The sequence below is a fragment of the Sphingobacteriaceae bacterium GW460-11-11-14-LB5 genome, assembly GCA_002151545.1.
Classification (GTDB): Bacteria; Bacteroidota; Bacteroidia; order Sphingobacteriales; family Sphingobacteriaceae; genus Pedobacter.
The window spans coordinates 4,071,697-4,086,319 of record CP021237.1 but is presented as its reverse complement, the minus strand read 5'-3'; the positions used below and the strand labels follow the sequence as shown (position 1 = coordinate 4,086,319).

Below are 14,623 nucleotides of genomic sequence, written 5' to 3'. Positions count from 1 at the left end.
TTTGGTTTATTTCTTCAAAAAAATCGAAATAAATTTTTCGTTTGCAATAATATTCTTATAATTGTTTAATAAAACGTTTTAGCTAATTAATAAACTAACTTTAGCCACATCCCATTTTTTAATATATCAGGAAAAGTTTTAATCTAATGATTGAGGCTTTTTTTTGAAACAAATTACTAAAACGTTTTAGTTTGATAAAAAAATAACTATTCACTAATCATAAACCCAAAGAGATCAATATGAACTAAAAATTTACACCTATTCAAAAATACCATTCCGTTCCCAGCGGATAACAAACCAAACAAAAACTCAAACGATGAACAAAAAATTTACCAATTTAATTAAGCGAAAGCTTTTATTGAAAGGCTGTGCGCTTAAAATGACCACAGCATTATTGATGGTGGGCAGCTGCTATGATGCATCTGCTTCAGCAATTACCCTCCATTCAAACGAATATTCAGAAAATAGTAGTGTCGTTTCTGGCGTGCAGAAAGACATTGTAATCAGAGGTATAGTTAAAGATGAAACAGGTGCCGCACTTCCAGGTGCTGGTGTAAAAGTTAAAGGCACATCAATATCGGCTTCAGCTGATGTAAATGGTGCTTTTAGCATTACCGTTCCTGATCAGAACTCCGTATTAATTTTCTCTTATGTTGGTTACGAACTATTAGAAATACCTGTTGGCACCCAGACAAGCATTATTGTTAACTTAAAACCAACAGGAAATGACTTACAGGAGGTAGCAATTGTTGCTTTCGGTACGCAAAAGAAAGAAAGTTTAGTTGGCGCACAGTCATCAGTTAAGGCATCTGACTTACGACAACCCGTAGCCAACATCAGTTCTATGTTAGCAGGCCGACTTCCGGGAGTTGTGGCCGTAAATAGAAACGGTGAGCCCGGATCTACGAATGCTGATATCTGGATCCGTGGTATTTCCAATATTGGTGGAGATAGAAGTCCGCTAATTGTAGTGGATGGCGTTCCAAACAGACCAATTGATGGGTTAAGCTCATATGATATCGAATCTTTTACGATTTTAAAAGACGCGGCCGCTACTGCCGTTTATGGTATTAGGGGTGCAAACGGTGTAATTTTAGTGACGACCAAACAAGGTAAAGTTGGGCCACCACGAATTAATGTTGATTATTTCCAGGGAATTAGTCAATTTACAAAGAGCCCTAAATTGATTGATGGTGTTGATTATATGAACTTAGCAAACGAGGCTAAGCTTACAGAGTTTGTAAGAGGTGGTAGCGCCGGAACATTTACACCTCAATATAGCCAAACAACGATCAATAGAACGGCTTCGGGAGAAAACCCTGTACTTTATCCTAATGTTGATTGGTTGGATGCCATTTTTAAAAACTGGGGTCAAAATCGTACTGCAACAGCCAATTTATCAGGAGGTGTTAACAATGCGCGTTACTACGTATCATTAGGCTACTATGATGAAAATGGCTTATTTAAAACAGATAAAAACCAAACCTATGATGCAACCCAAAGTTTTGCAAGATATAATGTAAGCGCAAATTTAAACTGGGACATTACCGGTACTACCAAAATGGATTTGGGTATTAAGGGGATTTTAAGCTCTGGGAATTATCCTGGTGTTGATAATGCTCAAGGCGTTTTCAATCAGGCTTTCCAGTTAAACCCTACTTCTTTTCCTGTTTCTTATCCAAATGGTTCCATCCCAGGCATTAGCGCTCAATCTGATCAGCGCAATCCCTACGCCGATATTACCAGAAGAGGTTACAGAACTACTTTCACGAATCAGTTGTTCTCGAATTTGCGTTTAACGCAGGATCTAAAAGCGATTACACCTGGATTATCGGTAACAGGTATGTTCTCTTTTGATGTAAATAATACGAATAATATTAATCGTAATAAGCGTGAAAGTACATATTATATCAATCCAAACGATCCATACAACGCTGATGGATCGTACAAATACGGATTAACATTTAATGGCCAAAACTTTTTGGGTTATACCAGAGCCAATGGTGGTGACAAGAAAATGTACGCAGAACTTGCATTTAATTATAGCCGTACATTTGGCAAACATGCGGTGTCTGGTTTAGTCCTTTATAATCAAAACGATAATTTAAATGCTTTTGCCGATAATTTTACATTGGCTATTCCTTACAGAAGTCAGGGTATTGCATCTCGTGTAACTTACGCCTATAACGACCGTTATTTTGCAGAAGCAAACGTGGGTTATAATGGATCAGAAAATTTTGCACCAAATAAACGCTATGGTTTTTTCCCGGCTTTTGGTGTGGGATGGATCTTATCGAACGAGAAATTTTTTGAAGGCCTAAAAAATACTTTCCAGATGGTTAAATTCCGTTATTCTGATGGTATTGTTGGAAGTGGAGGTAGCTCAAATGGATATGTTACCAATGAAGGCGATCGTTTTTATTACCTAACTAAGGTAGGTTCTGCTAATGGCTATACTTTCGGACAAACAAGAAACATTTCACCAGGAGGTTTAAATGTAACTGCATACGGTGTTGATATTACCTGGGCTGAAAGTCGTAAACAGGATTTGGGCTTTGAGGTAAAAACCTTAAATAACAACTTATCTGTTATTGTCGATTTATTTAAAGAACACAGAACAGGTATTTTCTTAGGTAGAGGCTTGGTGCCAAACTATATTGGTTTAGTATCAAACCCTTCAGGAAATCTAGGTGAAACCAGAAACAAAGGTATTGATGGAACAATTGAATACAATGCAAAATTCAGTGATGATTTTGACATTACCTTTAGAGGGAATTATACCTTTAACAAAGATCAGATTGTAGAAAATGATCAGGCCCCAACCAAATATCCTTGGCAAGAACTAAGGGGAAGTAATATTTTGGCACGTACAGGATATATTGCTGAAGGTTTATTTACAAGTCAAGCCGAAATTAATGCAAGTCCTAAACAGTTTGGAACTTTGCTCCCTGGAGATATTAAATACAAAGATTTAAATGGTGATGGTATTATCGACGCATTTGACCGAACTATTATTGGCAGAGGCGACGTTCCATCAACAATGTATGGATTTGGATTCTCTTTGAGGTATAAAGGTTTCGATTTAGGCGCTTTTTTCCAGGGTCAGGATAATGCTGATATCATTTTAAGTGGTGATGCCATTCAGCCATTTACGGCATCAGGTGGCTTAGGCAATTTACATGCTATTGCTACAGACCGCTGGACGGTTGATAATCCACGTCAGGATGCCTTTTATCCAAGATTATCCTATGGTGTAAATAACAACAATTTTCAAACGAGTACCTGGTGGAAACGTGATATCAGTTATTTAAGATTGAAAAATCTTGATTTGGGTTACACAATAAAAAATGGAATCAAAAAAATTGGTATCAATCGTTTAAGAATTTATGCAACAGGTTACAATGTGTTTACGATCAGCAAGTTTAAACTGTGGGATCCGGAATTAGCCTCTAGTAATGGAACCAAATATCCGCTAACGACCACTTATACCTTAGGTTTTACAGCTAATTTTTAATCATCATGAAGAAGATATATATATTCACAATAGCAACCTTGCTGGTTTTAAGTAATGCAGGTTGCAAAAAATTCCTGGATCAGGTACCTAACGACAGGTTAACATTTGACGAATCGTTTGCCACCAAAGCTACCGTAGATCAGTTACTTGCAAACGTTTACTCTACCTTACCAGATGAAATGCAGCAACGTTTTCCTGCAAATGGTTATACAGCGGGTCCATGGACAGGCGCTTCGGATGAAGCAGATTACACCTTGCCAAGTAGTTTTTCAAATAACCTTAATAGTGGTAACTGGGATGCAACAACAGGACAGGTAAATACGATGTGGCAGTTATATTACAGAGGTATACAGGCATCGAGTAATTTTATGGCGAACGTTAGCAAATGTACAGACTGTAATTTAAATGGGGTTGATTTTATTTCCAGGTATTACAATGAAGCTAGAGCAATCAGAGCCATTTATTATTATTATTTGCTGCGTCAATACGGTCCGGTAATTTTATTGGGTAATGAGCCGATAGCTGCAGATGCACCGATTGAAACGATAAGTAAGCCTCGTAATTCATTCGATGAGTGTGTAGATTATATTGTAAGTGAGCTTGATGCTGTAACTGCAAATTTGCCTGCTATTCCGGTATCGAACGATGATTATGGTCATGTTAACAAAGCAGTTGCACAAGCCTATAAAGTACAGGTTTTATTAACAGCAGCCAGCCCCTTATTTAACGGAAATACAGACTATGCAAATCTTAAGAATAAAGATGGTAAACAATTAATTAGTCAAACGGCTAGTGCTGCAAAATGGAAAAGAGCAGCTGATGCGGCTAAATCTTTCATTACAACCTTTCCTAGTTTCACGCTGTATGTTAAAACAGGTACCACTCCTTTTCTTACTGCATTCCTTTCTTGTAGAGATGTAATGTTAACCGATTGGAATTCGGAGGTGATCTTTGCTAAAGGTAACGCCGATATCACCAATTTACAATATAACATGGCACCTAACCATAACAATGGAACTGGTGGTGATAAAGGAGGGTCGTTCCTGTCAGTTTCTCAGCAACTGGTAAGAGCGTATTTCATGGCTAATGGAAGATCAACTGATGATCCGCTTTCGGGTTATAGTGAAACAGGTGGATTTACCAGCTTTCAGGCGCCTGACGACAATGTTACAAGACAGGTTAGCAACATGTATGTGGGGAGAGAGCCACGTTTTTATGTGGGGATAACCTATACCAATAGAAAATGGATTAACCCAAATTCTAGCTTGATAACCAGTTTCGAATTTAACGGAAATGCAGGTAAAGGAAGCATCAGTAATACCGATTACTCAGGAACAGGCTATACACAAAGAAAAAATCTTTCTTTAAGTGGTTGGAGTACTGGTGGTAGAACAAATATTTTTATCCGCCTTGCAGAGATCTATTTAGATTATGTAGAAGCATTAAATGAATCTGATCCAGGTAATCCAGATATTTTAATCTATTTAAATAAAATCCGTGAGCGTGCAGGTGTTCCTCAATATGGAGCTGGAGCTAATGCATTGCCTATCCCCGCTGATATGCGTGATGCGATCAGAAGAGAGAGAAGGGTTGAGCTTGCTTTTGAATCTCATCGTTATTTTGATACAAGAAGGTGGAAAATTGCTGAAACTACAGATAAAGTAATTTTAGGTTTAAATATTCAAAAGAATGCTGCCGATGGCTTTTACAATGTGGTAACTACTGAATCTCGTGTATTTGATAAGAAACATTATTTATGGCCTATACCAAACGGTGAGGTTCAAAAAGTACCATTAGTCGTTCAGAATACAGGCTGGTAAAATCCATATAGCACCGGGTGTTTCACCTGGTGCTTTTTTAACCCATTAATACTACCGCTATGAAAAACATGTTATCGTTATCGGCAATTTTGCTGTTTGCTGTATTAGCCTGCAACAGTAAAAATGCACCATTAGAAACCGTAAAGCCAGCGCCACCGTTCGTAGAAAGCGTAGATCCGCCAGATGCACCACCTAAAACATGGAAGGAGCATTGGTTTGAACATGTTCAGTTGCTAAACCGTGTTTATTACGATACCAGCGTAGTGGTTTATTACGACGGCGATGTTAAACCCACTGTTGCCTGGCCAAAAACATATATGGCCGAAGCCTGGAACTATACCAAAAAAACTTATGGTAAATTCGGAGATGATAGCCGCTTATTTGTAATTTATCATGCAGGTAAATATAGCGGGGGGCACCCGGGTACTTATCTGGATGCAGGGCACGATTATAGAAACGTAACCGATTGCGGCGCCAGTAGCCTTGATGCCTGGACCACTGGCATTGATAATGACATTGATTTATCTACGCACGAAATCGGCCATATTGTAGAAGGCGCATCAAAAGGGGTAAAAGAATCGCCGGCTTTCGATATCTGGCATGATAGTAAGTGGATGGAGATTTATCAATACGATGTGTATTTAGGCTTAAACAGAACCGCTGATGCACAACGTTGGTACAATAAAATGATGACCGTTACCGACAGTTATCCTAAGGCAGGCACACAGTGGTTCAAGAATTGGTTTCTTCCAATTTATGAAAACTACGGTAAAGCAAAGGTTTTAAATGGTTTCTTTACCTTGTTGTCTCAACAATTTCCTAAACAACAAATCACTGTACAAGGTAAAAGCTATCAGCAATATACCAGAAAAATGAATTTTGGAGAATTTATTCACTTTTGGAGCGGGGCAGCGAAAGCAGATTTGGCACCGCTTGCATTAACAGCTTTTGGATCGAAAGACGAAAAAGGAGCAGACTGGGCGCCAATGCTGGCCAAAGCTAAAATCGATTTTCCAGCTATTACCTATTAAATTACAATATAATAAACCCACAGAAATGATTTTGCCAACAGCAAGATCATTTCTGCTTTTCAAAACCCACACAAAAAAATCATGATTAAGAAGTTATTATTTCTCGCGTTTATATCTTTTATAGGTGCAAATACTTTTGCTCAGAATAGAGAAAGAGAATACAAAATTACCATTAACGATAAAGACAGTGCTACCAATGCGATAGTAGATGCCAAACTTAAGGCGGCTTTTTTTCAGGTCTATCCAAAATTTGCCCAGGCAGATGGATACCGTACCAAAAGAAGCGTAGTGTTAGATCTGGTAACAGCAGAAACGCCAACAATAAAAGCCAAAGCTGGAGAAATTAAAGTAAACAGCCAGTGGGTTAAAAATAAATCACAAAAGAAAATCCAAAAGGAACTGTTTTCCGCACTCTCAAAAAACTGGGTTTCTTACAGTAAAGAAAAACACAAAGGTTATGAATTAACATTTATCAGCAAAGATCCGGACTTAGATCCGGCGTTAAGAAAAAAGTTGATCGCTACTTATTTCGAAATCTATCCAACCTTAGTTAAAACATTTAACGATAAATCGACACATGATGTGTTATTTGTAGTAGATACCGCCTATAAAGCAGTGGCAGAGGCAAGTGGAAACAGAATTTTGTTCAGTGCCGGTTACATGAAAGCACATCCAACCGATATTGATGTGGTAACACACGAAACCATGCATATTGTACAGGGTTATGGCTATAGTGCAGGCCCGGTTTGGCTCACCGAAGGTATTGCCGATTATGTACGCTATAAATATGGTGTTGATAATGTAGGTTCTAAATGGAGTTTGCCGGAGTATAATGCAAAGCAGAATTATAAAAACAGTTACCGCATTACCGCCAGGTTTTTTGCCTGGTTAGAGCAAAATGTTAAACCAGGCTTAATTGCTACTTTAGATCAGCAGTTAAGAGCGCATCAATATAATGAACAATCCTGGGCAGCCCTGACCGGAAAAACTGTCGACCAGCTTTGGGAAGATTACAGTAAAGAACCGCAAAAGGTAAGCCTTACTTATAGCAGCAAAAAATAAGAAATTTATTTACACAGAACGGTCGTCATCTCGACTAAAACGCAGTGAAATGGAGCGATCCATCCAGCAAAATTTTTCAACCCTGGTGCACTTCCCCCGAAATGATGACACGCTGTTTTGTAAAAATAATAATCACTAAAGTAAAATTTTTGAACATTTACTAAATCGTTTTACATATTATATTTATTTTGCAGAACTAAACATGCTAACCAAAGTAAAATCCATTCACCAATACCAATATAAACAGATGAAAAAAATATTTACTTTTTCGATTTTCGTAATGCTGGTTACGGCTTTTTCAGCTTTAAAAGCACAAGACATAACAAAGAAGAGTGGTTATACCTTATCGTTCGAGAGCAATTTTAAGGAATTAGATCCTCAGTTGAAAAAGCGGTTAATCAAAACATTTTTCGAAGTTTACCCAAAACTAGCAAAAGAGTATAATCCAGCCACCATAAAAGAAGTGAAATTTTTTGTAGATACGGCTTACAAAGGGGTAGCGGCAACTGCTGATGGTAAAGTAACCTTCAGTTCGATCTGGATGGTGAAACATCCTGAAGATATTGATGTCGTAACCCACGAGGTAATGCACATTGTGCAAGACTATGGCCGAAGCGTTGGCCCGGGCTGGTTAACAGAAGGGATTGCTGATTATGCCCGCTATAAATTCGGTGTCGATAATGCCGGCGCTAAATGGTCGTTACCAGCATTAAAGCCCGATCATAGCTATAAAAACAGTTATCGCATCACTGCAGGTTTTTTTGCCTGGATGGAGAAAAGTGTAAAACCAGGTATTATTAAAACCGTTGATGCTTCTTTAAGAGACCATACCTACACCAAAGATATCTGGACAAAATTAACGGGTAAAGATTTAGATGCACTTTGGGCAGATTATGTTAAAAATTCAGGAGTTTAAAATAAATACAAGCATATAAAAAACACAAACACAACAAATGAAAAGATTATTTATCGCTTTATTGAGTGTTGCGGCGTCAACCAGCTTCGCGCAAACAATAGGCAAAATTACAGATCCGGTAGATTGGATAAACCCGTTAATGGGAACAGCATCCAAACCATCACTATCTAACGGAAACACCTACCCGGCAATTGGTTTGCCCTGGGGAATGAACATGTGGACGCCACAAACTGGTAAAAATGGCGATGGATGGGCTTATGTTTACGATGCCGACAAAATCCGTGGCTTTAAACAAACACATCAGCCTTCGCCCTGGATGAACGATTACGGCGCTTTTGCGCTTATGCCAGTTACGGGTAAATTAAAATTCACAGATGATGAGCGTGCCAGCTGGTTCAGCCATAAAGCAGAGGTTTCTAAGCCATATTATTACAGTGTGTACTTAGCAGACGCTGATGTAACAACCGAAATTACGCCAACAGAACGTGCTGCCCAGTTCAGGTTTACTTTCCCTAAAACGGATAGTGCTTATGTGGTCGTAGATGCGCAGAATAAAGGCTCGTACATTAAAATTATTCCGGCCGAAAGAAAAATTATTGGTTATACCACTAAATATGCCCGTGGTCCGCTGCCTAAAAACTTCAAAAATTACTTTGTCATCTATTTCAACAAAGATTTCAAATTGGCCAAAACCTGGGATGATAAAAAACTTAACGATAAAGATTTAGAATTAACGGTAGATCATGCTGGCGCTGTTATTGGTTTCGCTACACAAAAAGGCGAGCAGGTAATTGCAAAAGTTGCCTCTTCGTTTATCAGTTTTGAGCAGGCTGATTTAAACCTAAAAAGAGAACTGGCTAATGATGGTTTCGATGCCACAAAAGCAAAAGGTAGAGCAACCTGGAACAAAACATTAAGTAAAATTGCAGTTGAAGGGGGCACGATTGATCAAACCCGTACATTCTATTCTGCAATGTACCGCACGTTGTTCTTCCCAAATAAATTATATGAAATTGATGCACAAAACCAGATCGTACACTGGAGTCCTTACAACGGACAGGTTTTACCAGGTTATATGTTCGCTGGTACTGGTTTCTGGGATACATTCAGGGCATTATATCCTTTCTTAAACCTGGTTTATCCTTCAATTAACAAGGAAATGCAACAGGGCTTAATCAACGATTATAAAGAAGGTGGCTGGTTGCCAGAGTGGAGCAGCCCGGGTTATGCAAACATTATGGTGGGTAACAACTCTGCTTCGGTAGTTTCTGATGCTTATATTAAAGGTATGCGGGGTTACGACATTGAAACCTTATGGCAGGCTGTAAAACATGGTGCAAACAACGAAGGTCCGATGGAAGCTGTTGGCCGCGATGGTGTTAAATATTACAATGAATTGGGTTATGTACCTTTCGATGTGAAAAAGAACGAAAATGCAGCTAAAACTTTAGAGTATTCTTATGATGATTTTACCATTTATCAATTAGGAAGAGCTTTAGGTAAACCAGCATCAGAGATCGATATCTATAAGAAAAGAGCCATGAACTATAAGAATCTTTTCGATCCGGCTTCGGGTTTAATGCGTGGCAAAAACCAGGATGGAACTTTCCAAAGCCCTTTCAGTCCGTTTAAATGGGGTGGTGCATTTACCGAAGGTAACAGCTGGCACTATACCTGGTCGGTTTTTCAGGATGTTGACGGTTTAGCCAGATTAATGGGAGGCCATAGTAAATTTGTAACCAAACTGGATTCAGTTTTCGCTATGCCTCCGGTATTTGATGAGAGCGCTTACGGTGGTGTAATTCACGAAATCCGCGAAATGCAGATTGCAAACATGGGCCAGTATGCACATGGCAATCAACCGATCCAACACATGATTTACCTGTACAACTACGGTGGTGCGCCTTATAAAACCCAATATTGGGTGAGAGAAACCATGAACAGAATGTACAAAGCTACTCCTGATGGATATTGCGGTGATGAAGATAACGGACAAACTTCTGCCTGGTATGTTTTCTCGGCAATGGGTTTCTACCCGGTAACACCAGCGGTTGATCAGTATGTTTTAGGTGCGCCTCTGTTCAAAAAGGTAACAATTACTTTAGAAAATGGTAAGACTGTTGTGGTTAATGCGGCGGCCAATAGCGATAACAATCGTTATGTCCAATCATTACAGATGAATGGTAAAGCCTATTCTAAAAATTGGATCAGCCACAGTGGTTTGCAAAAAGGTGCGGTGTTAAATTTCAACATGACAGCAACACCGAATAAAACCAGAGGTTCAAATCCAGCTGATTTCCCTTATTCATTATCAACAGAAAAATAGAAAAATAATTATCCATCGGGTAAAGTAATTTATCCGATGGATTTTAAATGAAATATCTAGCTTTAGGCTAAAACTAACAAACCAAGTATATGAACATCTCAAAGACGGGTTTTACAGCCATTTTCTGGCTTTGCGGAACCCTGTTGGCATTTGGCCAGCGTATTGATCTCAAAGATCTTTCAGCCTTTAAAAACCCTTCAAATTCATGGTCATTGGCCCAAAATGTGGTGGCCGACCTAAATGCCGAAAATGTTTTAAAAACAACCAAAGGCGAAGGGATATTGATTAATCAATCTACCGCGAAAAAAGCGGGTTCCGATTTATACACCGTAAATGAATATGGCGATGTAGCAGTAGAATTAGATTATTTAACAGCAAAAGGAACAAATTCAGGCATTTATCTTCAAGGTAATTATGAAATCCAGATTGACGATGCCTGGGGCCTTAAAAATCCAAGTTCATCAAACAATGGTGGTATTTACCAACGTTGGGACGATAGCAAACCAGAAGCCGAAAAAGGATTTGGTGGTGTTGCTCCCCGTCAAAATGCAAGTAAAGCGCCGGGTTTATGGCAGCACATTAAAATTATCTTCCAGGCACCAAAATTTGATGCATCAGGAAAGAAAACACAAAATGCTAAAATCATCAGTGCAGAACTAAACGGTGTGCTGATCCATGAAAATGTTGAATTATTTGGTGCAACCAGAGGAGCTGCTGGCGCTGAAAAAGCAAAAGGACCTTTACGTTTACAAGGCGATCATGGTTCGGTAGCGTTCAGAAATATCCAAATCAACGAACTATCAGAAATTCCAAAACCAAATCAAAACGGTGGCGCTGATCCAATTTATATTGAAGCAGCAAGCAACAACATGATCAGAAGTTTTGTTGATGTGGCACCAAGGGTACGTTCGGTACACGCTATTTCGGTAGGCGGACCAGAAAAAGTTGCCTATAGTTACGATTTAGATAATGGTACCCTGTTACAGGGATGGCACGGTGATTTTATCGATGCAACGCCGATGTGGGATGGCCGCGGAAACGGAACTTCGCGTGCTTTGGGCAGTGTTACCCGTTTCACTAAAAAACCTGTTCTGGCCGTTGCAAAATTAGCCGACGATCAGGCTAAATGGATTGCCGATACCGCCGGTACAGGTTTCAAAACCAAAGGTTATGTAATGGATAAACAAGACCGTCCGGAGTTTAAGTATATCATTAATGGAACAAATGTTACCGATGCCGTTAAGGTGATGGAAAATGGACAGGGTTTAACCAGAGAAATTGCTGTTGATAAACCATCAAAAGATTTATATTTCCTTTTGGCAACCGCTTCCAATATCGAAGAAGTGGCCAAAGGTTTATACCTGATTGATGATAAATCTTACTATATCCAGCTTGCTGAAGGATCTGCTAAACCCGTAATCAGAGAAGTTGATGGCAAGAAAGAAGTTATCGTAGCTATTGGAACTAAGTTAAATTATACCATTTTGTTTTAATTGGAATGACAATGAGAAATACATTTAAAAAATTAGCAATACTGGCATTAAGTTTTAGCTTTACTACAGTTTTTGCACAAGAAACACCGAAAGAAGAAGATTTTTTCAAAATAAATAAAGTACGCGTACCCGAAGGCCCTATTTTAGAAGTTGGTGGTTTAATTACCTTGCCAAATGGCGATTTGGGCATTTCTACCCGTAGGGGAGAAGTATATATTGTTGAAAATCCAACCAGTGCCAAGCCGTACTGGCGCAGGTTTGCCTATGGCCTGCACGAAATTTTAGGCATTGCCTATAAAAATGGTGCGATCTACGTAGCGCAACGTGGTGAGTTGACCAAACTGGTTGATAAAGATCAGGATGGCAAAGCCGATGTATACGAAACCATTTATGCATGGCCGTTAAGCGGACATTACCACGAATATAGTTTCGGTCCGAAGTTAATGCCCGATGGTACATTTATGGTTACCGCAAATGTGGCCTTTGGTGATGAGGAATGGTGGCGTGCCGAAAGCCGTGTACCAATGCGTGGCTGGGCTATGAATATTACCGAAGATGGTAAAATGAGTCCTTATGCTGCGGGTTTCCGTTCGCCGGCAGGGATTGGCAGTATTGATGGCCAGTTCTATTATACCGAAAACCAGGGCGACTGGGTAGGTTCAGGTGGTTTATGGAAAGTAAACAAAGGCGATTTTATGGGCCATCCTGCCAGTTTAAGATGGACCAACTTGCCAAACTCTCCGGTTAAACTGCAATCAGATTTCTTTTACTCACAAATAGATGAGCGTAGAACGAAAAACGAACAAGGAAGATACATCAAACCAGAGAATAGGGTAAACGAAACGTTTAAAACTTTATTCGACATGAAGAAAGTATTCCCTGAATTACGTTTGCCATCGGTTTGGTTACCTTATGGTATTTTAGGAATCTCTTCTGCAGAACCTGTTAAAATTCCTGCAAACACATTTGGGCCTTTTGCTGGTCAGATTTTAGTTGGCGATCAGGGAATGAGTATCATTTCGAGGATTTTTATGGAAACGGTTAAAGGTGAAGAACAAGGTGCAGCCTTCCTTTTCCGTAAAGGTTTCCGTTCTGGCGTATTGAGGTTAGAATGGGGTACTGATGGTTCATTATTTGTTGGAGAAACCAACCGTGGTTGGGGATCGGCAGGTGATGCCAACGAAGGTTTAGAAAGATTGGTGTATAACAATAAAACCCCTTTCGAAATGAAAGCCGTTAGGGCAATGCCTGATGGTTTTGAAGTGGAATTTACCATGCCTGTAGACCGTAAATCGGCTGAGGATTTAGCTTCGTATGATGCAGAGAGCTTCATTTACAAATATCACCCGGTGTATGGTTCACCTCCTGTAAATACGGAGAAATTAAAAATCTCCGGGGTTAAAGTTTCGGCAGATGGTTTAAAAGCCAGGATTATTGTACAAAACCTTCGTCAATATTACATCCATACCTTAACATTAGATGGTTTAAGATCGCAGGATGGTTTTTATTCTTTAGTGCATCCGGTAGCTTATTACACCCTAAACCAGATTCCTGACGGAAATAAACTTTCTGCCAGCGAAGTGAGTACCAAAAACTCAGCGGCACCGGTAAATGTTCCTGCTAAGAAAACTGCTGCCCCAAAAGCAACTGGCAAAACGCCTGAAGCAAAAGGAACAACTACTCCGGCTAAGCCTGCTGCTACAGCTAAGGCACCTACCTTTAAAGAAGTTGAAGGTTTGTTAACTAAAAATACCTGCCTGGCTTGCCATAATCAAACTAAAAGACAAATTGGCCCGCCATTCGTAGAAATTGCAAAGCGTAAATATTCAGCGGAGAAAATATTTCAGTTGATCCACAACCCACAGCCTCAAAACTGGCCGGGTTACTCAACAGAAATGCCTCCAATGCCGCAGGTTACGAAAGCAGAAGCTTTAAAAATTGCAGGCTGGATAAATTCCTTGAATAAATAAAGATAGTTTAATTGTTATGGAACGGTTGGTAGAAATACCAGCCGTTTTTTGTTTTACAAAAAAAAAGAATGGGGATTCCACTATTGCAGAATCCCCATCATCTAAATTAACGCTCTCATATACATAAACGCTATAAAAACGATTTATTGTATTGTGATTGAAATTTTTTCGCTTTGATTTGTGTAAGGGTAGTTCAGCTGTTGCGGGCTTCGTCATTTCGACTGAAGCGTAGCGAAATGGAGAAATCTTCAAGTTAGCCCGTCACCCTGAATTTATTTCAGGGTCTATTAAATGAAAAGATCCTTCGACTCCGCTCAGGATGACATAATGTATGGGAAAAAAGAAATGGGGATTCCACTATTGCAGAATCCCCATCATCTAAATTAACGCTCTCATATACATAAACGCTATAAAAACGATTTATTGTATTGTGATTGAAATTTTTTCACTTTGATTTGTGTAGGGTAGTTCAGCTGTTGCGGGGCTTCGTC

Annotated in this window: 9 protein-coding genes; 8 read left to right on the top strand and 1 reads right to left on the bottom strand. The window is 39.3% G+C overall.

Annotated features, from left to right (window positions below):
- Positions 1-316 precede the first annotated feature (316 nt).
- From CA265_16265 to CA265_16230, 8 genes are all read left to right on the top strand, one after another.
- Positions 317-3,514, top strand: a complete 3,198-nt coding sequence (locus tag CA265_16265) for a SusC/RagA family TonB-linked outer membrane protein (protein ARS41124.1) — start codon at positions 317-319, stop codon at positions 3,512-3,514.
- A 5-nt stretch (positions 3,515-3,519) separates the two neighbouring features.
- The gene (locus tag CA265_16260) at positions 3,520-5,334 is read left to right on the top strand and encodes a RagB/SusD family nutrient uptake outer membrane protein (GenBank protein ID ARS41123.1); all 1,815 of its coding nucleotides are present in this window, start codon (positions 3,520-3,522) and stop codon (positions 5,332-5,334) included.
- Positions 5,335-5,393: 59 nt separating this feature from the next.
- A complete protein-coding gene (locus tag CA265_16255) occupies positions 5,394-6,365 on the top strand; it encodes a hypothetical protein (GenBank protein ID ARS41122.1) in 972 nt (323 codons plus the stop codon).
- 81 nt (positions 6,366-6,446) lie between these two features.
- Entirely contained in the window at positions 6,447-7,427 is a 981-nt protein-coding gene (locus CA265_16250) for a secretory protein (GenBank protein ID ARS41121.1), read from the top strand.
- 247 nt (positions 7,428-7,674) lie between these two features.
- Positions 7,675-8,343 (top strand): secretory protein, encoded by a 669-nt coding sequence (locus CA265_16245; GenBank protein ID ARS43022.1) that lies wholly within the window; start codon positions 7,675-7,677, stop codon positions 8,341-8,343.
- 37 nt (positions 8,344-8,380) lie between these two features.
- Positions 8,381-10,669, top strand: coding sequence for an alpha-mannosidase (locus CA265_16240; protein ID ARS41120.1), 2,289 nt, complete (start codon positions 8,381-8,383; stop codon positions 10,667-10,669).
- Between the two features lie 89 nt (positions 10,670-10,758).
- Positions 10,759-12,162 carry a hypothetical protein gene (locus CA265_16235; protein ARS41119.1) on the top strand — a complete coding sequence of 468 codons (1,404 nt, stop codon included), beginning with the start codon at positions 10,759-10,761 and terminating at the stop codon, positions 12,160-12,162.
- 11 nt (positions 12,163-12,173) lie between these two features.
- Positions 12,174-14,132 (top strand): hypothetical protein, encoded by a 1,959-nt coding sequence (locus CA265_16230; protein ID ARS41118.1) that lies wholly within the window; start codon positions 12,174-12,176, stop codon positions 14,130-14,132.
- On the opposite strand, the gene CA265_16225 is transcribed toward CA265_16230, so the two are convergent.
- Positions 14,094-14,348 (bottom strand): hypothetical protein, encoded by a 255-nt coding sequence (locus CA265_16225; GenBank protein ARS41117.1) that lies wholly within the window; start codon positions 14,346-14,348, stop codon positions 14,094-14,096. The genes CA265_16230 and CA265_16225 overlap by 39 nt on opposite strands.
- Between the last annotated feature and the right edge of the window lie 275 nt (positions 14,349-14,623).